The organism is Stenotrophomonas sp. a6, assembly GCF_030913325.1.
GTDB lineage: Bacteria > Pseudomonadota > Gammaproteobacteria > Xanthomonadales > Xanthomonadaceae > Stenotrophomonas > Stenotrophomonas maltophilia.
Genome location: NZ_CP133161.1, coordinates 3,562,641 through 3,586,111, shown reverse-complemented (window position 1 = coordinate 3,586,111; position 23,471 = coordinate 3,562,641). Strand labels below are relative to the sequence as shown.

The 23,471-nt window shown below is 65.5% G+C and carries 16 protein-coding genes; 14 read left to right on the top strand and 2 right to left on the bottom strand.

What is annotated here, in order from left to right:
- Positions 1–75 precede the first annotated feature (75 nt).
- The 14 genes from rpoZ (at position 76) to Q9Q79_RS16390 (ending at position 19,838) form a co-directional block, all read left to right on the top strand.
- Complete coding sequence (rpoZ, locus tag Q9Q79_RS16455; RefSeq protein ID WP_005410877.1) at positions 76–375, top strand: DNA-directed RNA polymerase subunit omega; 300 nt, start codon at positions 76–78, stop codon at positions 373–375.
- A 105-nt stretch (positions 376–480) separates the two neighbouring features.
- Complete coding sequence (locus tag Q9Q79_RS16450) at positions 481–2,643, top strand: bifunctional (p)ppGpp synthetase/guanosine-3',5'-bis(diphosphate) 3'-pyrophosphohydrolase (protein ID WP_005410876.1); 2,163 nt, start codon at positions 481–483, stop codon at positions 2,641–2,643.
- Between the two features lie 183 nt (positions 2,644–2,826).
- Positions 2,827–3,213: a RidA family protein gene (locus Q9Q79_RS16445; protein ID WP_005410875.1), complete on the top strand. Its 387-nt coding sequence runs from the start codon at positions 2,827–2,829 to the stop codon at positions 3,211–3,213.
- A gap of 7 nt (positions 3,214–3,220) precedes the next feature.
- On the top strand, positions 3,221–5,332 hold the full coding sequence (gene recG / locus Q9Q79_RS16440) for an ATP-dependent DNA helicase RecG (RefSeq protein WP_005410874.1): 2,112 nt from the start codon (positions 3,221–3,223) through the stop codon (positions 5,330–5,332).
- Between the two features lie 428 nt (positions 5,333–5,760).
- Positions 5,761–6,699: a nucleoside hydrolase gene (locus Q9Q79_RS16435; RefSeq protein ID WP_005410872.1), complete on the top strand. Its 939-nt coding sequence runs from the start codon at positions 5,761–5,763 to the stop codon at positions 6,697–6,699.
- Positions 6,700–6,787: 88 nt separating this feature from the next.
- On the top strand, positions 6,788–7,030 hold the full coding sequence (locus tag Q9Q79_RS16430; protein WP_005410871.1) for a type B 50S ribosomal protein L31: 243 nt from the start codon (positions 6,788–6,790) through the stop codon (positions 7,028–7,030).
- Between the two features lie 296 nt (positions 7,031–7,326).
- Entirely contained in the window at positions 7,327–8,604 is a 1,278-nt protein-coding gene (locus Q9Q79_RS16425; RefSeq protein ID WP_005410870.1) for a citrate synthase, read from the top strand.
- A 239-nt stretch (positions 8,605–8,843) separates the two neighbouring features.
- Positions 8,844–9,206 (top strand): NirD/YgiW/YdeI family stress tolerance protein, encoded by a 363-nt coding sequence (locus tag Q9Q79_RS16420; RefSeq protein ID WP_005418949.1) that lies wholly within the window; start codon positions 8,844–8,846, stop codon positions 9,204–9,206.
- Positions 9,207–9,487: 281 nt separating this feature from the next.
- Positions 9,488–9,997 (top strand): CS1 type fimbrial major subunit, encoded by a 510-nt coding sequence (locus tag Q9Q79_RS16415; protein WP_021203706.1) that lies wholly within the window; start codon positions 9,488–9,490, stop codon positions 9,995–9,997.
- 50 nt (positions 9,998–10,047) lie between these two features.
- Positions 10,048–12,774, top strand: a complete 2,727-nt coding sequence (locus Q9Q79_RS16410; RefSeq protein ID WP_201861698.1) for a TcfC E-set like domain-containing protein — start codon at positions 10,048–10,050, stop codon at positions 12,772–12,774.
- A complete protein-coding gene (locus Q9Q79_RS16405) occupies positions 12,771–13,910 on the top strand; it encodes a CfaE/CblD family pilus tip adhesin (RefSeq protein ID WP_138969830.1) in 1,140 nt (379 codons plus the stop codon). Before Q9Q79_RS16410 ends, Q9Q79_RS16405 begins: the two co-directional genes overlap by 4 nt.
- A 16-nt stretch (positions 13,911–13,926) precedes the next feature.
- On the top strand, positions 13,927–14,634 hold the full coding sequence (locus Q9Q79_RS16400; RefSeq protein WP_043034091.1) for a pilus assembly protein: 708 nt from the start codon (positions 13,927–13,929) through the stop codon (positions 14,632–14,634).
- A gap of 68 nt (positions 14,635–14,702) precedes the next feature.
- Positions 14,703–19,025 carry an ESPR-type extended signal peptide-containing protein gene (locus Q9Q79_RS16395; RefSeq protein ID WP_201861700.1) on the top strand — a complete coding sequence of 1,441 codons (4,323 nt, stop codon included), beginning with the start codon at positions 14,703–14,705 and terminating at the stop codon, positions 19,023–19,025.
- Positions 19,026–19,094: 69 nt separating this feature from the next.
- The gene (locus Q9Q79_RS16390) at positions 19,095–19,838 is read left to right on the top strand and encodes a hypothetical protein (protein WP_099479979.1); all 744 of its coding nucleotides are present in this window, start codon (positions 19,095–19,097) and stop codon (positions 19,836–19,838) included.
- A gap of 155 nt (positions 19,839–19,993) precedes the next feature.
- Here the strand turns inward: Q9Q79_RS16390 and Q9Q79_RS16385 are convergent, their stop codons facing one another.
- A complete protein-coding gene (locus tag Q9Q79_RS16385; protein WP_043034094.1) occupies positions 19,994–20,638 on the bottom strand; it encodes a hypothetical protein in 645 nt (214 codons plus the stop codon).
- 210 nt (positions 20,639–20,848) lie between these two features.
- A complete protein-coding gene (locus Q9Q79_RS16380; protein WP_201861702.1) occupies positions 20,849–23,272 on the bottom strand; it encodes a penicillin-binding protein 1A in 2,424 nt (807 codons plus the stop codon).
- Positions 23,273–23,471 lie beyond the last annotated feature (199 nt).

Sequence of the window (23,471 nt, the reverse complement as noted above, 5' to 3'; positions counted from 1 at the left end):
GTCCAGCCCCTGCCAGTACACTCCGTCCCCTTTCCCTCATTCGACTGAGCGGCCGACCGGTCGCCGGGAGCCCGTATGGCCCGCATCACCGTAGAAGATTGCCTGGAAGTCGTTAACAACCGTTTCGAACTGGTCATGATGGCTTCCAAGCGTGCCCGCCAGCTCGCCAACGGCGTGCAGGCCACGCTGGACAACAGCGAGACCGAGGACAAGCCGACCGTGCTGGCGCTGCGCGAAATCGCCGCCCGCAAGATCGACAACGCGCTGATCGACGAAGTCGAGAAGGCCGAGCGTGAGCGCGCCGAGCGCGAAGCGCTGGAGTGGGCTGCCGCCGAAGTGGTCGCCGACGAAGACATGTCCAAGAACGACGATTGATCGCATCGATCAACGTCATTGCTGGATCGCCGAACAGCCCGCCCCGTGCGGGCTGTTTCGCATTCAGGATTTGCCGTAAACGTCGCGCTGGAATAGGCTTCGGGCATGAACCCAGGCCCCACTGCCAAGGTCGCCGCAGCCCCCGCTGCCGCCGTACCCGACTACGTCCTCCAGCTTGAACGCGCCGCCCATTACCTGCCGCCGGAACAGCTGCCGCTGCTGCGCCGTGCCTGGGAAGTCGGTGCCTCCGCGCACGCTGGGCAGACGCGCAAGTCGGGCGAGCCCTATATCACCCATCCGGTGGCCGTGGCCCAGGTGCTGGCCGAGCTCGGCCTGGACGTGGAAGCGCTGATCGCCGCGATCCTGCACGACACCATCGAAGACACCCCGCTCACCCGCGAGGCGCTGGCTGCCGAGTTCGGCGAGGCCGTGGCCGAACTGGTCGACGGCGTGACCAAGCTGGACAAGCTGAAGTTCCGCGACCGCCAGGAAGCGGCCGCCGAGAGCTTCCGCAAGATGCTGCTGGCGATGTCGCGCGACCTGCGCGTGATCATGATCAAGCTGGCCGACCGCCTGCACAACATGCGCACGCTGGGCGCGCAGAGCCGCGAAGCGCGCGGCCGCATCGCCCGCGAGACGCTGGAGATCTACGCACCCATCGCCCAGCGCCTGGGCATGAGCCTGGTCAAGAGCGAGCTGCAGAACCTCGGCTTCAAGGCGCTCTACCCGTGGCGCCACGCCATCATTGAAAAACACATCCGCAGCCAGCCGGTGGTGCGCCGCGAGGCGATGGCGCAGGTGGAAGTGCAGCTGTCGCAGCGCCTGGCCAAGGAGGGGATCGAGCATCGGCTGATCAGCCGCATCAAGACCCCGTGGAGCATCTACAACAAGATGCGCGACGAGAACAAATCCTTCGACCAGGTGATGGACGTGTTCGGCTTCCGCCTGGTCGTGCGCAGCGTGCCCAGCTGTTACCACGCGCTGGGTTCGGTGCATGCCACCTTCAAACCGCTGGATGGCCGCTTCCGCGATTTCATCGCCATTCCCAAGGCCAACGGCTACCAGTCGCTGCACACCGTGCTGTTCGGGCCGTATGGCTCGCCGATCGAAGTGCAGATCCGTACCGAGGAAATGGACCTGATCGCCGAGCGCGGCGTGGCCGCGCACTGGACCTACAAGTTTGGTGGCGATTCGCCCAACAGCGCGCAGAGCCGTGCCCACGCCTGGATCGTCGAACTGATCGACTCGCAGCGCGCTGCCGGCTCTTCGCTGGAGTTCCTCGACAACGTCAAGGTCGACCTGTTCCCGGACGAGGTCTACCTGTTCACCCCGAAGGGCAAGATCCTGGCCCTGCCGCGCAATTCCACCGCGCTCGATTTCGCCTACGCCGTGCATACCGATGTCGGCAACATGGCGGTGGCCTCGCGCGTTGACAAGAAGCTGGTGCCACTGCGCACCAAGCTGGTGTCGGGGCAGTCGGTGGAGATCATCACCGCACGCTCGGCCACGCCGAAACCGCAGTGGCTGGAATTCGTGGTTACCAGCAAGGCGCGCACTGCCATCCGCCACCAGCTCAAGCAGCTGGAACACGAAGATGCCGTGCAGCTGGGCCACCGCATGCTCGACCGTGCGCTGGAGGCGATGGATTCGTCGCTGGAACGGCTGCCGAAGGGGCGCCTGGATGCGTTCCTGGCCGAGCATCGTTTCCCGCGCCTGGAGGCGCTGCTGGCCGAGGTCGCGCTGGGCAACTGGATGCCGACCCAGGCCGCGCAGGCGCTGATGGCCTACGCCGAACTGCGTGGCGGCCCGCATTCGCGCCACCATTCGCAGGAGAAGATCCTGATCAACGGCAGCGAGCGCGGCGTGGTCACCTTCGCCGGCTGCTGCCAGCCGATTCCCGGCGACGAGATCATGGGCTACCACACCGCCGGCAAGGGCATCGTGGTGCACCGCATGGACTGCCCGAACCTGGCCGAGCTGCGCAAGTCGCCCGAGCGCTGGGTGCCGATCGGCTGGGACACCACCGTTTCCGGCGACTACGACACTTCGCTGGTGGTGGAAGTAGAGAACGGCACCGGCGTGCTGGCGCAGCTGGCCGCCGCCATCGCCCAGAGCCATTCCAACATCGAGCGCGTGGACTACCTGGACCGCGACTTCAACGCCGCCGTGCTGGCGTTCAACATCCAGGTACGCGACCGCAACCACCTGGCCGAAGTGATGCGCCGCCTGCGTCGTCTGTCGGTCGTGCAGTCGGTACGCCGCCAATAACCCTGCTTCGGATCCGGGGTCGGATCCCTCTCCAACGGAGAGGGCTCTGACCCCATCGCGTGACCCGATCGCATGCACGGGGTCAGAGCCGTTTCCCGCCGGGAAACGGATCCGACCCCAGCCGATGCCGCGCCCAGCCGGTACAATCACCGCTCTGTTTTCCCCCAAGCACCGGAGCGACCCATGTCCCGCCAGATCATCAACACCGAAAAGGCCCCCGCCGCCATCGGCCCGTACTCGCAGGCCGTGCGCGCCGGCAACACCGTGTACTTCTCCGGCCAGATCCCGCTCGACCCGGCCACCGGCGACATCGTCGGCGCCGGCGACGTCGAAGCACAGGCCCGCCGCGCCTTTGACAACCTCAAGGCCGTGGCCGAAGCCGCTGGTGGCTCGCTGGACAAGGTCGTGCGTCTGGGCCTGTACCTGACCGATCTGGGCGAGTTCGCCAAGGTCAACGCGGTCATGCAGGACTACTTCCAGGCCCCGTACCCGGCCCGTTCCACCATCGAAGTCTCCGGCCTGCCGAAGGGCGCCAACTTCGAGGTCGACGCGGTGATGGTCATCGACTGACCGCCACGTGGCACGCAAGGCGGCGGTCACCCCGGTCCTGTCACCGTCCGGCGAAGCATCCCTGGCGATGCTCGCGGGCGTCGGTCCGGCCGTGGCCGCCAAACTGCAGGCGCGTGGCCTGGCCACCCTGCAGGATCTCTGGCTTCATCTGCCGCTGCGCTATGAAGACCGGACCCGGCTGACCCGCATTGAAGACCTGCGCAACGGCGTACCGGCGCAGGTGGAAGGGCGGGTGGTCGCGGTCGAGCGCGGCATGCGCTACCGGCCGATGCTGAAAGTGGCGGTGGAAGACGAAGGGCGGGGCACTTTGGTGCTGCGCTTCTTCCACTTCCGCCAGCAGCAGGTCGGCCAGTTCGCGGTCGGCAACCGGCTGCGCTGCTTCGGCACGCCCAAACCGGGCCAGCTCGGCCTGGAAATCGTCCACCCCAGCTACCAGGTGCTGGGCCGCAACGACGATCCCGAACTCGGCGACCGCCTCGACCCGGTGTATCCCACCGTCGAAGGCGTCGGTCCGATGACCATGCGCAAGCTGATCGGCCAGGCGCTGGACCGCCTGCCCGAGGAAAGCGCGCTGGAACTGCTGCCCAGCGGCTGGCTCGATGGCCTCGGGCTGCCGTCACTGCGCAGCGCGCTGCTGACCGTGCACCGGCCGCCACCAGATGCCGATCTGGCCGCGCTGGCCGCCGGCACCCACCCGGCGCAGCGTCGCCTGGCGATGGAAGAACTGCTGGCCCATCACCTCAGCCTGCGTCGCCAGCGCATTGCCTTGCAGGCACACCATGCGCCGCCGCTGGCCGGTCCTGGCAAGCTGGCCAAGGCGCTGCTGAAGCAGCTGCCGTTCGCGCTCACCGGCGCGCAGGCGCGCGTGTTCAAGCAGATCCGCGAAGACCTCGCGCGGCCCAGCCCGATGCTGCGGCTGGTGCAGGGCGATGTGGGCTCCGGCAAGACCGTGGTCGCCGCGCTGGCGGCGATGCTGGCGGTGGAGCAGGGCAAGCAGGTTGCATTGGCTGCGCCCACCGAGCTGCTGGCCGAACAACATCTCAACAACCTGCGCGGCTGGCTGGAGCCGCTCGGTGTGCGCATCGCCTGGCTGGCCGGCAAAGTCACCGGCAAGGCGCGCGCCAAGGTGATGGAGCAGGTCGCCAGCGGCGAAGCGCAGGTGGTGGTTGGTACCCACGCGCTGATGCAGGAGGCGGTGGTGTTCCAGGATCTGGCGCTCGCCATCGTCGACGAGCAGCACCGCTTCGGCGTGCACCAGCGCTTGGCGCTGCGCGACAAGGGCGCAGGCGGCAACAGCGTGCCACACCAGCTGGTGATGACCGCCACGCCGATTCCGCGCACGCTGGCGATGTCCGAATACGCGGACCTGGATGTGTCGGCCATCGACGAACTGCCGCCGGGCCGCACCCCGGTGCAGACCGTCGCGCTCAACAACGATCGTCGTCCCGAGCTGATCGAGCGCATCGCACTGGCCTGCCAGGAAGGGCGGCAGGTGTACTGGGTGTGCACCCTCATCGAGGAGAGCGAAGAACTGGATGCCACCCCGGCGCAGGCCACCTACGAATCGCTGCAGGCGCTGTTGCCGGGCGTGCGCGTGGGGCTGGTGCATGGTCGCCTGAAAGCCGCCGAAAAGCTGGCGACGATGGTGGCGTTCAAGGCCGGCGACATCGACCTGCTGGTGGCGACCACGGTAATTGAAGTGGGCGTGGATGTGCCGAACGCCTCGCTGATGGTGATCGAGAACGCCGAGCGCCTGGGCCTGGCCCAGCTGCACCAGCTGCGCGGCCGCGTCGGCCGTGGTTCTGCGGTATCGCGCTGCGTGCTGCTGTACCAGGCACCGCTCTCGCAGATGGCACGCGAGCGCCTGCAGACCATGCGCGAAACCAACGATGGTTTCGTCATTGCCGAGAAGGATCTGGAATTGCGTGGTCCCGGTGAATTGCTGGGTACCCGGCAGACCGGCCTGGCCGGTTTCCGCATCGCCGACCTGGCCCGTGACGCCGGCCTGCTGCCCGGCGTGCATGACCTGGCCGAGCGCCTGCTGGACCAGCAACCCGCGCTGGCCGATCGTGTGGTGCAGCGCTGGATCGGCACCGCCGTGCGTTACGCCTCGGCCTGATCCCTGTAGAGCCGAGCCCATGCTCGGCTGCCGTTCGCGCTGCGCGCGTGAATCGAGCATGGCTCGACTCTACAGACATCGCTTTCGATCATTTCCATGTTCATCCACGCATTGCGTGGATGTGTCGACCAAGGTCGACACCTACCAACAGCGGTAGCGATCTGTCGAAGGCGGGGTGGGTCCGGTTGCGGGGGTGTCCGCGGCATGGATGCCGCGGCCAAGCCCCCATGGACGGGTTCACGGCGTCCCCCGCCACCGGACCCACCCCGCCATACCCCAGGAAACCAGCTTTCGACGTTGCTGTTGCCGTTGCCGTTGCTCCTGCCTCTGCGGGTGCAGGGCGCAGCCCTGCCAGAACCCCAACACCCCGTACTTGCAACGGTCATCATCCCGGTCCACACTTCGTTGCCGATCTGAAGACGGCAACGATGACCCACAAGATCCCCCTGTTGATCGACACCGACCCCGGTGTGGACGACGCCCTGGCCCTGCTGATGGCCTTTGCCGACGAACGGCATGACGTGGTCGCCCTGACCATCGCCGCCGGCAACGTCGGCCTGCAGTACACCGTCCGCAACGCCCTCAAGCTCTGCGACATCGTCGGCCGCACCGACGTACCGGTGTTTGCCGGCAGCCCGGATCCGCTGCTGCATCCCTCCGTTGACGCTGCCCACGTGCATGGCCGTGACGGCTACGGCGACGTGGACCTGCCGCCGCCGAGCCGCCAGGCTGAAGCCGAACACGCCGCACTGGCCATCCTGCGCCTGTCGCACGAGCACGCCGGCGAACTGATGCTGGTGATGCTGGGCCCGCTGACCAACCTTGCCCTGGCACTGAAGCTGGACCCGACCCTGCCCGAGCGCATCAAGCGCATCGTGGTGATGGGCGGCGCGGTCACCTGCCACGGCAACATCACCCCGGCGGCCGAATTCAACATTGCGTTCGACCCGGAAGCGGCGCACGTGGTGTTCACCTCGTTCAAGCACCTGCTGGTGTCGGACTGGGAGGCCACCGTCGCCCATGGCTTGCCGCTGCAGGACGCCGAGAAGTGGCTGCAGGCCGATTCCGATCGCGCCCGCTTCTACGAACTGATCTCGCGCAAGACCCGTGGCCTGTCCGAAGACAGCAAGGGCGGGCGCTGGTACACCGCCGATGCGGTGGCCATGGCCTGGGCGCTGAACCCCGAAGGGCAGCTGCGGGTCGAGTCGCGCCCGCTGAACGTGGAGCTGAACGGCACGTTCAGCCGCGGCGCCACCATCGTCGATTGGAACCGCCAGACCGGCCAGCCGGACAACTGCGATCTGCTGATGGCCTACGACCAGCAGCGTTTCGAGGCCCTGGTGCGCCAGGCCCTGGGTGCGGACTGACGTCGATTGACCGGCACCGGTTGCCCCGGGCGGCAACCGGTGCTTATAATGCCGCTCTTGACCACCAGCCCATTTACGGTGTGAGCCCATGAAGGCCGATATCCATCCGAACTACCGCGACGTCGTCTTCCATGACGTCACCTCCGATTTCAAGATCCTGACCCGCTCGACCATGGCGACGAAGGAAACCATCCAGTGGGAAGACGGCAACGAATACCCGCTGGTCAAGGTTGAAATTTCCTCGGCTTCGCACCCGTTCTACACGGGCAAGCACAAGGTCATCGACACCTCGGGCCGTATCGACAAGTTCCAGAAGCGCTACGCGCGCTGATCTGTCGATCCAGCTTCGAACCAACGGCCGCGCTCTGCGCGGCCGTTTGTTTTTCCCCAACGCCAACCCAACGGGCGTTTGGATGGGCGGAACACTGCGTTCGTGTGACAACGCTTTTGCCGATCCGGGCCGCTCAATGGCCGGTGTCTGGCTGCCTGTCGTATACGACTTCTGTCTAGCGCCGGGCAAATGCTGCTGTGCGATAATGACCTGATCCCCGGCACAGGCCGAGGACGTCATTCACGTGCCTGACCAATGCGCTTGGGCAGGCGCCTTCCCATGAAGGAGCGCACACAGTGTCCGATCTTGATCAGGTCACGCTCAACGCCGGCGACAAGTCGGTCGTTCTGCCCGTCATCAAACCCACCCTTGGCAACGACTGCGTCGACATCGCGAAGCTGACCAAGGAAACGGGGTTCTTCACCTACGATTCCGGCTTCACCGCGACGGCCAGCTGCAAGTCCGCCATCACCTACATCGACGGCGACAAGGGCGTGCTGCTGTACCGCGGCTACCCGATCGAACAGCTGTCGGAAAAGTCGAGCTACGTCGAAGTGGCCTACCTGCTGATCAACGGCGAGCGCCCGAGCGCCGAGCAGCTGAAGGCCTTCACCGATGAGCTGACCGCCGAAGCCAACGTCGATGAGTCGATCAACACCCTGATCGGCAGCTTCGCCAAGGATGCCCATCCGATGGCCATCCTGGCCGCTGCAATCGCGCAGCTGTCGGCCATCTACCACGACTCGCTGGACCTGTCCGACGCCGAACAGCGCCGCCAGGCCGCCGTGCGCCTGATCGCCAAGGTGCCGACCCTGTCGGCGCTGATCTACCGCCATGGCAAGGGCCTGCCGGCCAACAAGCCGGACACCTCGCTGGACTACGTCAGCCGCTTCCTGAAGCAGACCTTCGAGTCGGCTGACGGCCAGTACGACCTGAACCCGGACGTGGTCAAGGCACTGGACCTGCTGTTCATCCTGCATGCCGACCACGAGCAGAACGCCTCGACCTCGACCGTGCGCCTGGTCGGCTCGACCGGTGCCAACCCGTACGCGTCGGTCGCTGCGGGCGTCACCGCGCTGTGGGGTCCGGCCCACGGCGGTGCCAACGAAGCCGTGCTGAAGATGCTGGAAGAGATCGGCAGCGCCGACAACGTCGAGTCCGCCGTGGTCAAGGCCAAGGACAAGACCTCCGGCTTCCGCCTGATGGGCTTCGGCCACCGCGTCTACAAGAACTTCGACCCGCGCGCCAAGGTCATCGGCGAGATGACCAGCAAGGTGCTCAAGCAGCTGGGCGTGCAGGATCCGCTGCTGGACGTGGCCGTGAAGCTGGAACAGGCTGCGTTGCAGGACGAGTACTTCGTCGCCCGCAAGCTGTACCCGAACGTCGATTTCTACAGCGGCATCATCTACAAGGCGCTGCAGATCCCGACCGAAATGTTCACCGTCATGTTCGCCTTGGGCCGTACTTCCGGCTGGGTGTCGCATTGGCTGGAACAGCAGGTCGATCCGGAAATGAAGATCGGCCGTCCGCGCCAGGTCTACACCGGCAGCGACGTGCGCGACTACCAGGGCTGATCGCCCCGCGTAGGTTGTGCCGAGAACGCCCCGCATCTGCGGGGCGTTTTTTTTTGTGCCCTGATCGGCTTCGGCGGATGGCGACCGCGGAACGTTGGTCCGCACGATAAGAGCCCGCTTCCGGATCTGAACGCGTTCTGACAATGAATGTCGCATTCACATCTTTTCGGATCTATTGCATGGGTATCACGTCGAAGGCGATAGAACCTGTGCGTACTGATCCCTGTATGGAGAACGCCATGAACCGACTGATCGCCATCGCTTTCATCGCCACGCCGCTGGCCCTGCTGAGCCCGCAGGCCTTCGCGCAGTACACCGGGCCGGGGGCAGGGGCCGCTGCCAGCACCGTCGCTGACGCACGTGCGCAGCGCGATGATCATCCGGTGGTGCTGCGTGGCACCCTCACCGCCAAGATCGGTGACGAGCGCTACCAGTTCCGTGATGCCAGCGGCCAGATCGAGGTCGAGATCGATGACGAAGACCTGCCGCCGCAGGCCATCGGTGCCGACACCGTGGTCGAGCTGCGTGGCAAGGTCGACACGCATCGCTTCAAGCCCACCGACATCGATGTCGATCACGTCACCGTCGTGCCTGCAGGTTGAAGCCAACGGTAGCCGAGCGTGGGCTCGGCTCTACAAATTCAATGCAATGAGGTTTGTTGCATTGAAGCAGTGAGGGAAATTGCATAACCCTCAAACATTGAGCGAATTCAAGAATTCTCCTTAACGTTCAACGTTTTAGGAATGCTTGAATGGCCTGCATGGCAATGGATTTCTAACATTCTCTCCGTCGCCCGCACCCATCCCCGCGGGCGATGCTTCCCTCCCTTTTCTCCTTGGGGAGGGGAGCTTTCATATTCCCCCTTTGTCCGAGAGAGACAATCATGCACGCCATTATCAAGAAGGCCGCGCTCGCTGCAGCGCTGGCCACTGCTTCGCTGTCCGCGCACGCCGTGGAAACCAAGATCTCCGTCTACGCCGACGTCGACCCGACCCTGGCGCTGCTGCGCGACGACGGCACGCCGCTGCCGGACATGGTCACCCTCACCCACGACCCGCTGCGCGGCCTGATTCCGAACACGCAGCGCGTGCGCATCCACTCCAACGATGAAACCGCGGATATCGAAGCCCGCATCGATGGCAGCTTCTTCCTGGCCAACGAGACCGGCGCCGTGACCGTGCCGATGACCATCAGCCTGAACAACCGCGCGCTGGGTGCAGCCGCCATCGAGTACAAGGCAACTGACCTGTTCAACGGTGCGGGCTCGACCCCGGGCGCCTCGATCTCGATGCCGCTGACCATCGCACAGACCACGCCGGCGCCGATCCTCACCAAGGGCGCGTACAGCGGCCTGGTCAACGTCGTGCTGAACCAGAAGGCGGCTACGCCGTAATCCCCCGCGCCGGCCCGCATCCCGGGCCGGCCGCTTGCAGCGGTGCCCCCATGACCCTACACGCCCCCGCCGTCACCCGGCTGGCGGTCGCGCTCGCCCTGGCGTTGTCTACTCCGCTGGCGGCCGCGCGCGGCGTCCCGCCCGGTTTTGAAGATCTGGTCGAAGGCCAGACCGAACAACTCGACATCCAGCTGTTCGGCCGCTCGGCCGGGCTGTCGCCTGTGCGCGTGACCCTGGAGCACGTGCAGCTGGAAGATCCCGCGCGCGTGCTGCAGTCACTGGACCTGCCTGCCGAGGCGCAGGCCGCCCTGCTGCCTGCGCTGTCGCAGCCGCTGCCGCGCAACAGCCATCTGGCCTGCCGCTTCGGTGGTGCCAGCGCCGGCTGCGGCTACATCGATCCGCCGGAAGCTCCCGACGAGGTGCGCGCGCTGTATGACGAAGGCGAGGGTGCGGTGCGCTTGTTCGTGGCGCGCCAGTGGATTCCCGGCAAGCCTGCCGCCGAGCGTTTCCATACGGTCACCGCCAATGCCGAGAACGCGTTCCTGCATCAGCAGACGCTCAACCTCAGTGGTGGCCGTGACTACCAGTCGCTGTCGGCACGCGGCGTCGGCACGCTGGGCCTGTTCGATCGCGGCCACCTGTCGGCCGAGTGGTACTACAACCAGCAGCGCTATCGCAGCCACAGCGACGACGATTTCCAGTTCGACAACGTCTATTACCGCCACGACCTGGGGCCGGCGCACTACCTGCAGGCCGGGCGCATGGACCGCCGCAACCTGTCCAGCCCGCAGGGCGGCACTTTCAGCTTCAGCATGCTGCCGCTGGACCGCTTCCAGGGCGCACGCCTGGGTACCACCCAGGCCTATGTGGACACCGACGCGGCGGTGCAGGCCAGCCCACTGACCGTGCTGCTGGCGCGCGATGCGCGGGTGGACGTGTTCGATGGCGAGCGCCTGCTGCAGACCTTCTACCTGCAGGCCGGCATCAACCAGATCGACACCCGCAATTTCCCGTTCGGCAACTACCTGGTCCGCATGCGCATCTACGAGGACGGTGTGCTGGTGCGCACCGAGGAGGCGCCCTTCGACAAGGGCGGCGACTGGACCAACAGCCAGTGGCAATGGTTCGTGCAGGGCGGCCACCGCAGCGAACGCCGCAGCGATGCTTTCGATGGTGAGCGCATCGCGATGGCGGGCGTGCGCGTGCCGCTGGGCCGCGACGCGGCCATGACCGCCGGTGCCGCCACGTTCGGCGGGCACCGCTACGGCGAGCTGCGCCTGGACCTGCGCCGGGTGATGGCCACGCAGGAAGTACGCGCCACCTTCAGCGGCATGCGTGGCAGCGACGGCAGCAACGGGCAGCAGCATCAGCTGTCGTACCGGCGCACGGCGTCGTGGAATCTCTACCAGCAGCGCATGCGTGGCAAGGCCTGCCAGTTCGAGGCCGAGGCGCGCGACCAGTTGGGGTGCACCAATGCGCTCAGTGGCTCGATGTCGCTGCCGCTGGCGGGCGGCAATGTTTACGTGGGCTACACCCGGCGCCAGACCTGGCGCACCGGCTGGCACCGGCCGGAGTTCGAGCAGGATCCGTCGTTCGGGCTTGAGCCGCTGTTGCCGCCGGGGCCGTTGGAACCGCGCCGCGAGCCGTTGCTCAGCCGCACCTGGCAGGCCAGCTTCAGCCGCAGCCATCGCTGGCAGGATTTCAGTGTCTCCACGCGCGTGGGCGTGTGGCGGCAGAACAGCACCGACAGCGTGCGTGGCAGCACCGAGCGCGACCGTGGCATCTACGTCAACCTCAGCCTGAGCCGTCGGCACCGCAGTGCTGCCGGCGATGGACAGCGCCGCTATGCCGTGGATGTGCGCCAGCCGCAGCATCAGCGCCCGGCGATCGACTACAGCATTGGCCAGAGCCTGCGCCAGGAACTGGATACACAGTACCGCGAGCTGTCCGCCGAGCTGCGCGCCAACAACAACGAGCGCTACAGCGCTTCACTGGGTGGCCAGCTGCAGAATGGCATCGGCCACACCAGCGCCAGCGTGGCGCGCTACCAGCAGCGTGGCCGCAGCGAGACCGGCTACAGCGGCGCACACAGTTCCGGCTTCGCGCTCGGCCGTCGCGGCTTCTACTGGAGCGGTGCCAACGGCGCCGATGCCGGCCTCGCCGTGCAGGTGGCCGATACCGATGACGCCGACCTGCGCGGCGTGGCCGCCGAACTGCAGGTGGGCGGGCTGCGCAGGCAACGCCTGCAGATCGGCGAACGCCGATTGCTGCCGCTGCCGGCCTATCAATCGCAACGTGCCGAAGTGCAGGACGCCAGCACGCTGGACAGCATCGCCGCCATCCGCGTGACCGGCGTGGGCGGTGCACGGCCGATGTTCCTGACGCCCGGCAAGCTGATGCGCATGCCGGTGCCGATCGAAGTGACCTACACCTTCATCGGCCATGCCCGTGACCTGGCCGGTGCGCCGCTGGGCGGTGCCCGCATTCTCAACGCGCCGGTGCCCGGCACCAGCGCCAACGGCGGCTTCGTCGCCGATTTCCCGCGTCGCGAAACGACGCTGTACCTGCTGCAGGACGACCGCCTGCTGCACTGCCCGCTGCAGGTGCGCGAGCGCCGCCAGGTGGTGCTGCTGGTCGGTGCCGTGCATTGCGAGCCGCTGGCCGTGGCCCAGCTGCCGGCCGAGATCCGCCAGCAGGCCCGCGTGACCCGCCTGCTGCAGGAACGCGCGTTGATTGCCGCCACGCCCCGGACCGCTGCTGCAGGAGGTACGCCATGAACCGGCGTTGGATGTTCGTGTTGATGCTGGTGTGTGCGCTCGTGCTGGTGATGCCGCGGGCGTGGGCGCAACGGCCTCCGGATACAGATCCACCTACTGGCGTCATTACCCAGGACATTGTCATGAGCTGGGATCGCTCAGCGATGCCCGGAGATATTGAGATATGGGCGCCAAAGACTTTGATCGCGTACGACATAGATCTGAGTAAGCAGTACGGCGAGCTATTTCTGACGTGTGAATCGTCCACTGATCCCGCATCTGGAATGTGCCGTACCGAAGACACGGAGGCAGAAAGTGGTGGTGTAACGAGTGTGATACCGGTGCGTGCGATAGAAGAGCGTACGGGAACCCCGGGAGCGATCAATTTCGCTGCCTCAATCTATAGAGCGGATTCCACCCAAGTTTGCTCGCTCGACTACTGGCGAGATACCAGATATGCGATCTGGTCGTCGCATTCCAGACCTTGTGGCATCGACTACGCGGTCGGCACGGGTCTGGCTGTCTCAATTGCTGGGGATAGCGTTGCGCGCCTGGTGGCTGGCAGTTGGAAAGGGAGTCTCGTACTTAATCTAAGAATGCCACCAGGTAGGCATCTGGCGAAGTACGTCTTCAACTTCGATTTCACCGTCACCGACTACGACGCGATCTCGATCTACTTCCCGACCTTCGACACCGTCGCGCCGCTGGTCAATCTCGATCTGCGCTACGACCCCATCCAGAAGGTGGTGGGTGGCAGGAAACAGCTGGATATGTGCCTGTACGACGGCCTGGGTTCGCAGAGCGAATACCTCGACGTCACGGTTCGCGACAGCGGTCCACGCCCACCTGCAGGGTCGGACTTCTCGCTCTGGCACCGCGATGGCGGCAGTGATGCCAGCCAGCGCCTGGACTACCGCGTCCACCTGGACTACGGCGGCCACCGCCTGGCGATGAAGCACAACGTCAAGCAGCAGCTGCGCGGCATCGACAGCGCACAGCTGCGGCTGGTGATGCTGCCGGGCATCAGCCAGCCGGTGTACTGCGTGCCCACGCCGCTGACCCTGGAAACACCGCCTACCCCTATCGCCAGCCAGCGCCCCGGCCTGTACGAGGGCGAGCTGACCGTGGTGCTCGATGTCCCCACTGCCAAACCCTGATCCCGAGGAGCCTGCCATGAAGAAGCTGCTGTTCTGCCTGCTGCCGGTGAGCGCCCTGCTTGCACTGCCGGCATACGCCAATCTATCCATCCACCCGATGCGCGCAGCGGTGGATGCCAAGCGCGGCACCCATATCCGCGTGTACTCGCAGTCGACCATTCCGCAGTACGTGCAGACCCGCCTGCGGCGCATCGTCAATCCTGCCACGCCTGCCGAAGAAGAACAGGAGATGGAAGCCTCGGATGCGGCGATTGCCATCACCCCCGGCAAGTTCGCACTTTCCGGCGGCGGCAACCGCCTGATCCGGGTGATTCCGCTGCAGCAGGTCCAGAAGGAAACAGCCTACCGCCTCTACTTTGAAGGTGTGCGCGGGCCGGATGACGCTCCCCTCGAAGACGGCGAAGGCGCACAGGCAAACATCGGCGTCAGCCTGGTCTGGGGGGCGCTGGTCAACGTCACCCCCGACGACGGTGTGGTGGACCTGCGCCTCCAGGACAACACGCTGCACAACACCGGCACGCTGCGCGTGGGAATCATCGGTGCCGAGGAGTGCACGGCCGCGGGCACCTGCACGCCACACCCCGTGTCGCACAGCCTCTATCCCGATGCCGCACTGACGCTGCCGTTCCAGCTTCAGCCGGGCAACTCGCTGCAACTGCGTTACCGGCTCACCCGCGATGGCTATCGCGAACACGTGCGGACGATCGAACCGACGGCGACCTGAGCCCGCACTTTGCCCGCCCCGTGCCCGGAACGGGGCCTCACTTTCCTTGTCCTGTTAAGGAGAAACACATGAATCGAATCTATCGTCGTATCTGGAATCACGCCAAAGGCTGCTGGGAGGTGGCCAGCGAGTTGACCAGGCCCTGTGGCAGGAAATCGAGCCGCGCAACCGGCGCCGGTGGACTGCTGATGGTCGCGCTGCTGTTGGCGGGCGGGGATGCGCACGCCAAGACCCGTTACTACATTGGGTGCGATCCCTTCAATCTGGGAAATGGCGAGTTTGTTTCCTGCTCGCCCATTGCTGGCCGCTATGACGACACCATGTTCGTCGGCTATGCACTGACCAACGGCCTGAACTCGCTTGGCTACGGCGCAGGCGTGAACATGAAAGGCGACAACACCACCGCATTTGGCATCGGTGCCCGGATAGACGGGCAGAACAGCGCCGCGTTTGGCTTCAAGGCACGGACCAGTGGCGTCGATAGTGTTGCCTTTGGGTACAACGCCATTGCCAATGGCGGCCACGCACTGGCAATGGGTGCAAACGCATACACCGGAGCACTTGGGGCTACGGCCGTGGGCAACGATGCTGCGGCCACCCGGCAGAATGCGGTGGCCGTTGGCAGCGGCTCCAGCGCGGAAAAGGAGAATGCGGTGGCGCTGGGTGCCAACGCATTGTCCAACGGTGTGGATGGAGTGGCGCTGGGAAGCAGGGCACAGGTTGAGACCGGTGCTGGCACGGGTGGCGTCGCCATCGGTGGCGGTGCCCGTGCGGGAAGCCTGGGCTACACCGGTGCCATCGCCATCGGCGGTGAGAGCCGTGCTCTTACGGACGGCGTTGCGCTGGGCTATGCGGCGTCTGCCTCCGCACAGGGCGCCGTAGCCCTGGGTGTTCGCTCGGTGGCCACGGAAGCCAATACGGTGTCGGTAGGCAGCGCCTCGGTGCGCCGTCGCATCGTGAACGTGGCCGATGGTCGTGTCACCGCCTCCAGCACCGATGCGGTCACCGGTAAGCAGCTGCATGCCATGAACGAGCGGGTTGACGGCATGATCAAGCAGGATTCCGCAGGCGGCATCGTACGCATCGCCAACAGCAACACCGGCTCGGAAGTCAGCATGCGCAACGCGGTGCTGGCCACGCGCAAGGTGAGCGGCGTGTCCGATGGCGCGCTGACGACGACCAGCACCGACGCTGTGAACGGACGCCAGCTCAACACGACCAATGGTAATGTCACCAAGGCGCAGACCGCTGCGGATGCGGCCAAGGCTGATGCCAGCAAGGCGCTGGCCCAGGTCACCACGGTGACCGGCCTGATCGGCCAGACTTCGTCCACCAGCAGTGTCCGCTTGGGCGAGAAGAACAGCGGTACCTCGCTGGATGTCCGCAACAGTGCCAATGCCAACCGCAAGGTGACCGGTGTGGCCGATGCCACGCTGAGCACCTCCAGCACGGAAGCGGTGACCGGCAGGCAGTTGAACACGACCAATGAGAATGTTGCCAAGGCACAGACCGCTGCGGGAGAGGCCAAAGCTGATGCGAGCAAGGCGCTGACTCAGGTGGTGACGCTGGGCGGCCTTGTCGGGCAGGTGTCTGCAACCGGCAATGTCCGTCTGGGTGAAAAGAACAGCGGAACGGTGTTGGATGTGCGCAATAGCGCCAATGCGAATCGAAAGCTGACTGGTGTGGCCGATGGTCTGGTCAATGCCAGCAGTTATGAAGCCGTCAACGGCAGGCAGCTCAATGCCACTAATGACAAGGTGGCGGCGGTGGAGAGTATTGCCAGGGCTGCGGGCACAGAAGCGGCGGCGGCAAAGACGGATGCAGCCAAGGCGTTGGTCGAAACCGCGGCGCTTGGCGGGCTGGTGGCACAAGTGTCTACGACTGGCAATGTGCGTCTGGGCGAAAGGAACAGCGGAACGACGTTGGATGTTCGCAATAGCGCCAATGCCAACCGGAAGATCAGTGGTGTGGCGGATGGATTGCTGGAGATTGGCAGCAGCGATGTGGTGAATGGTGGTCAACTATATATCGTAGAGCAGTCTGCGCAGGCGGCAAAGACTGTTGCGGACGAAGCTATGAAGGGAATCGAAGGTCTTGTTGAGAGCTCTCGATACTTTGCGAGTGGCAAAGGTGGACCTCAGGGAGCAGCTCGAGCAGGACTGATTGGTGTCGCTATTGGTGATTCCGCCGAGGCCTCAGTTTCAAGTGAGGGGGCAGTTGCCGTCGGTAGTTTCTCCGCAGCTCTCGGTAAGAACTCCGTTGCTTTGGGGAGGGCTGCGCGGGTAAATGAGGCTGCGGACAATGGATTTGCTCTGGGTGTTCTCGCTTCAGTTGAAGAAGTGGGTGGGGTATCACTCGGGTCGAACAGTATTGTCAAGAAGGGGGCGACCAGTGCATTGGCTCTGGGAGATTCCTCGGTCGCTGATGAGGCTTACACGGCATCTTTTGGTAGTGCCGAAGCCCAACGTCGTCTTACCAATGTCGCTCGTGGCACCGCCGACCACAACGCTTCCACTGTCTCTCAGCTCAAAGATTCCCTCGCTACCCTCGGCGGCGGAGCAGGCATGGACGCCAGCGGAAATATCATCGCCCCAACGTACTCGGTGCAGGGCGGAACGCAGAGCACGGTCGAAGACGCACTGATGGCGCTTGATGGCGCCGTCATCACTGCAGGTCGTCGCGCGGGCAAGGTGGAGGATCAGCTTAGCTCGATTTTCCAGGACTCGCCGTCGGCCCGTGCCGATGGCATGAATCAGATCGCGCTCAGTGGCGCGAACGGCATGGTGCTGACCAACTTGGCTGATGGACGAGTGGCGCCAGGAAGTCGTGATGCTGTAACCGGTAGCCAGCTGTACGCCGCAGAGCAGAAGATCTCGCAGAATCGGAATGATCTGGAGGCGATGCGAAAGGAGCGAGAGGTCGGCGAACAGGCAATGCGTGGATTGGATGCTAGCGGCCCAATCGACTTCGGCGGTGCGCGTTTGACTGGCGTGGCCGAGGCGAAGTTGTCGGCTGATAGCTCGGATGTTGTACGCGGTAGCCAGCTCTATGAGACCAATAGCCGTGTGTCGGCCATGGAAGGCATCAGCCAGTATGTCAGCGTGGGCACAGCGCCTGGATATGGTCCTGCTCAGGCTGGTCCGGTTGGTCTTGCAATTGGGAACTTCGCCAAGACCGGAACTAACGGCGGCACAGCAATTGGAACGTTCGCGCATGCAATGGGAATCAACTCAGTCGCCATTGGACGCGGATCAACTGTCTTTGAAGGATCAGATTACAGCTTTGCCATCGGAACTGGAGCGGAGGTTGGAAGGCGCGATGAGCGGGGTGCGTTTGCAGCCATCGCCTTGGGTGTCAATTCAAGGGTTGAGCCGGGAGCTGATGGCTCTTTGGCGCTCGGAAGCGACTCACAGGCGATCGAGGCGAGAGTTGCATCGTTTGGTAACGCTGGAATGAAGCGCCGCCTCGTAAACATCGCCAACGGCACCGCCAACCACAACGCCGCCACCGTCGGCCAGTTGCGCGGTGCGCTGTCCGCGCTCGGCGGTGAAGTCGATGCCAACGGCAACATCGTCGGCCCCAGCTTCACCGTGCAGGGCCAGTCCCAGTCCACGCTCAATGGTGCGCTTGAGGCGCTCGACGGTGCAGTAGTCAGCAACCGCTCGAGGGTGAACCAGGTCGAGTCGCAGCTGCGCAGCGTGTTCCAGGACACGCCCTCCGTCCGCGCCGACGGTCTCAACCAGCTCACCCTGGCCGGAACCCACGGCATGGTCATTTCCAACGTGGCCAATGGCCTGATCGCCGCCGGCAGCCGCGATGCGGTCAATGGTGGTCAGCTGCATTCGATGCAGCAGCAGCTCAACGGCCGCATGGACGGGCTGGAGCAGCGCATCGATGCGCCGCAGCCGCAGGCAATGGCGGTGGCTTCAGTGCCCGAACCGGAAGCGCCGGTGCCGCAGGCCGAAGGCGGCCAGCAGGTGGCGTCGGCAGGCGAGGGTGAGAAGCCCACGCCGCAGCCGAAGACGAAGAAGGAGGACACCCCGAAGCCGCAGGTCGATACCGCTGAACTGGAGAAGATGCTGGCCCGCGCCAACGAGTATACCGATGGCGCGATCAGCAACTTCGAGCGTCGCCTGGACAAGATGGACAAGCGCTTCAACCGCATGGCGGCGATGAGCAGCGCGCAGACCGCGATGGCGATGAACACCGCCGGCCTGGCCACCTACAACCGCCTGGGTGCGGGCGTGGGATACAGCGAGGGTGAGTCGGCGATGGCGGTGGGCTACCAGCGTGTGCTCAACGAGAAGGGCTCGGCCACCTTCAGCCTCAATGGCGCGTTCACCAACAGCGGTGAACGCAGCATGGGCGTCGGCGTGGGCATCGGCTGGTAAGCCATGCAGCCCCGGCGTGGTGCGCGTAATGAACCCCGCCGCGCCGGGGTCCTTGCCGAGGAGATGGCAATGTACAGATGGGTACGCGGAATTATCAGCTATCGCACGTTCTATATCTGGCGGGCGCGCTTTCGCTACTACACCCGGAACCTGGACCTGTGGACGCTGATGAGCGGGCTGTGCATCGCCGGTCTGCTGCTGGTGCTGTGGTACCTGTGGCAGATGCTGGGCGTGCCGCCGCCGCGCGTGCACCCTCAGGCAGCGGCGCTGCGCATCGACGGCGTCACCAGCGAGGCGATCCATCGCATCGTGCTGGTGCGCCACGCGGGCAGCACGCCGGGGGCCCCGTTCACCACGCCGGAAGAGGTGCGGGCAAGCACGTTGCGCACGATGCGGGTACGCCAGGTGATGGACAGCGAAGTGGTGTGGCGGCTGAAAGCCGACATGCTGGCGGATATTGCTGACTACATCACCGCCACGGGCGGATGCTTCCCGTACAACTGCCGGCGGGTCCTCGATCGATTGGACTACGTGCGCCAGGCGGGGGTTGAGAACGCGCAGATCAACGCGGCGCTGTCGACAGTCCTGGAGGTGCCGCTGGACCAGATGCCGCCGTTGGAGGCAGACGAGCATGAGCGTGTGAAGAGCGGGTGGTCGGATGGATTCGACGACATCTACTACCAGTCCTGGTTGCTGCGGGATCTGCAGGTCATGCACGCGCAGATGATGCGGGAGTATCCGCGGCGAGCTCCTGCCCCGTGGTTGCCGCGGTTGTTCAGCGACCCGCTGCGCGATACCCGTTTTGTCTGGTAGCGGGAGCATGATCGGCATCATCTGCCAAGGCAGGTAACACCGCTTTTGTAGGGTCGAGCTTGCTCGACTGCTCTTCGCTCAGCCATCGAAATGCCCGAAGCACAGTGCGGACCAACGGTCCGCACCCACCAAAGGCAGGCACCGCTGCGCTACCGTCACCCGCCGATATACGCGGTGATCTCCGCTTCGGCCAGCAGCTGCCGCAACTGCGCCACCGACGCGCGTCGCATCGGCTTCTCATCCACCGGCGACAGCGGTGCCTGGCGCAGGGCATCGTAGGGCAGCACGGCCAGGTCGAAGGTCAGCTCCTCGGCACTGAACACCCACACCGGCACGTCCAGGCTGCGTTCGCGGTCCATGCGCAGCCGGCGCGTCCGCGATTCGGCGGGAATGCCGTGCTCGTCCAGGAAGCGATGGACGGCTTCCGGGTCGTCGCTGTGCAGGTGCAGCTGCACTGGGCTGTTGGCATCGGCGGTGCCTTCCAGCACCGGGCCGGCCAGCCGTGGGGCGAAGCCGTGCAGGAACTCCAGCGCGCGCATCGCGGCCTCGCGGCGGCGCTGCAGTTCATTGCCGTGCTGGGGCCCGGAGAACAGCCGCTGGTACTCGCGCAGGGCGTCTTCGATCTCGGTGTTGCGGGGCAGGGAGGCGTCGTCGTGGATGCCAAGCCGGCTGGCAGCCTTCAACTTGGCCTGGTGGTAGTCGCGGATGCCGCCTTCGGCCATCAGGCGGGCGGCTTCATGTGCGAGGCGGTGGCGCCGCTCGCGGGTCTGGCTGGCAGCATGCTGGCGTGCGCGATGCATGCGATGACTCCTGTTGCGACCTGGCTACAGACTAGCGCACGGATGTGACATCCGCGTGGGTATTTCACGGAGGCGAGCAAGCGGGTGCCGTTGATCCTGTAGAGCCGAGCCCATGCTCGGCTGCTCTACCGCGGGCGCCTGGAGCCGAGCATGGGCTCGGCTCTACAGAGGCGGTGCCAACCAAGGGTGGCACCTACCCCTACCTGCCTCTTAGAAGATGTCGAACGCGGCGGCGTCGGCCTGCGGGGTGTTGAGGTTCAGGTCGTAGTCGGTCAGGCGGTCCATGTCTTCCACCTTCACCCACTCGGTCGCGCCGTTGAGGGTGGCCTGGACCATGCCGCTGGGTGGGTCGTTCTGCGCGATCGGGGTGTCCTTCAGCGCGGTGCGCATGTAGTCGATCCAGATCGGCAGGGCCGCCTTGCCACCGTATTCGCGGTAACCCAGCGAACGGAAGTCGTCGCGGCCCACCCACACCGTGGTCACATACGGGCCGCCGAAGCCGGAGAACCAGGCATCCCGGTGGTCGTTGGTGGAGCCGGTCTTGCCGCCCACGTCCTCGCGGCCGAGCACCTTGGCCTGCACGCCGGTGCCGCGCTGGACCACGTCGCGCATCATCGATACCAGCTGGTAGGCGGTGCGGGCGTCGATCGCGCGCGGGGCAGTGCGGGCATCCGGGTTGGCCGGCGCGGCCGGCGTTTCGGTCTTGGCTTCGGCCTTGGCCGCAGCGGCCGGGTCCACCTTCGGCGCAGGGGCACCGAAGTTGAAGCCGTCCACCACCTGGTTGACCGGCTGGTCGCTGCTGCCGGCGCAGTCGCGGCAGGCCAGCGCCGGGTTCTCCTTGAACACCAGGTTGCCGTCGCGGTCATTGACCTGGTCGATCAGCCAGGTATCCACGCGCGAGCCGCCGTTGGCGAACACGGCGTAGCCGCGCGCCACCGACAGCGGGGTCAGCGAGGCCGTACCCAGCGACATCGACAGGTTCGGCGGCAGCTCCGATTCGGCAAAGCCAAACTCGCTGATGTACTTGCGCGCGTAGTCCACGCCCATGCCATCAAGCAGGCGTACCGAGACCAGGTTGCGCGACTGCACCAGCGCCTCGCGCAGGCGCATCGGGCCGCGGAAGCCGCCGCCGTCGTTCTGCGGGGCCCAGGTCTTGCCGCGGCGGTCGCGGAACACGACCGGGGCGTCGAGCACGATCGAGGCCGGGTTGTAGCCCTTGTCGAAGGCGGCCGCGTAGACGAACGGCTTGAAGCTCGAACCCGGCTGGCGACGCGCCTGGGTGGCGCGGTTGAACTTGTTGCCCGAGAAGCTGAAGCCCCCCACCAGCGCCTTCAGCGCGCCGCTGTGGGCATCCAGCGAGACCAGCGCGGACTGGCCGCGCGGAATCTGGTCCAGCAGCCACTCACCTTCCTTGGCGCCAGCGCGCACGCGCACGATGTCGCCGCGCTGCACCAGCTTGCCCGGGGTCTTGTTGGTCCACTTGGCGGCACCGGCCGGCAGCACGATCTCGGTACGGTTGGCCAGCACCACCGTGGCGCTGCCGTCGGCGCCGGTGCTGGCGACGATCGCCGGCAACAACCCGGCCTGGCCGGACAGGCCGCGCAGGTGCTCGGCCAGGGTGGCGGCATCGTCGCCAGCGCCCAGCGGCACCTGCTTTTCCACGCCATGCCAGCCGTGGCGGTGGTCGTACAGCAGCAGGCCGTCGCGCACGGCCAGGTTGGCCGCGGTCTGCAGACTCGAATCGATGGTGGTGGTGACGTGGTAGCCCTTGTTGACCACGTCGCCGCCGAAACGGGCGATCATTTCCTGGCGCACCAGCTCGGCCACGTAAGGCGCGTCCACCTGCACCGGCGGTTCATGCGCACTGGCGTGCATCGGCACGGCCTTGGCCGCGTCGGCCTCGGCCTGGCTGACGAACTTCAGGTCGGCCATGCGCTGCAGCACATAGTTGTCACGACGCTGGCGGGCGCGCTCCGGGTTGGAGATCGGGTTGCCCGAGGAGGGGAACTTGGGGATGCCGGCCAGCGAGGCCATCTCGTCCAGGTCCAGCTCGTTCAGCTTCTTGCCGTAATAGAACTCGGCGGCGGCGGCCACGCCGTAGGCACGGTTGCCGAAGAAACTCTTGTTCAGGTACAGCTCGAAGATCTCGTCCTTGCTCAGCTCGGACTCGATCTTCCGCGCCAGCAGGATCTCGGCCAGCTTGCGGGTGTAGCTGTACTCGGAGCTGAGGAAGAACTGGCGGGCCACCTGCTGGGTGATGGTGGAGCCACCCGGCACGCGCTTGTCGTTGGTGGTGGCCAGCAGCCACACCGCACGGCCGATGCCCATGTAGTCCACGCCGCCGTGCTCGTAGAAGCGGGCGTCCTCGGTGGCCAGGAAGGCCTGCTTCAGGCGCTCGGGCACGTCCTTCATGGTGATCGGGGTACGCCGGGTCTCGCCGAACACCGCCATCAGCTTGCCGTCGGCAGCATAGACGTACATCGGCTCCTGCATTTCCACGTCGCGCAGGGTCTGCACGTCGGGAAGCTTGGAGGACACAGCGTAGTACAGACCGCCCACGGCGGCCGCGCCGATCAGCGCCAGGACCAGGACAATCAGGAAGATCCAGCGCAGCCAGCGGCGGAGTCGAGTCATCGGGTTCAGATTCCGATTGCGAATTTCGTGGTCGCAGAGTATAGATTACGCAAGGTGGCGGCTGGGGTCGGCACCGGGGAGCGCAAGGGGAACAGTCAGGGGCTGCATCGTGAATCCGTGAGGAACTTCACAGCAGGGCCGTTGCCATTTGCTAAGAATACGTTATTAATGCTCGGGCGCAGGTCTTGCGTCCAAGTGC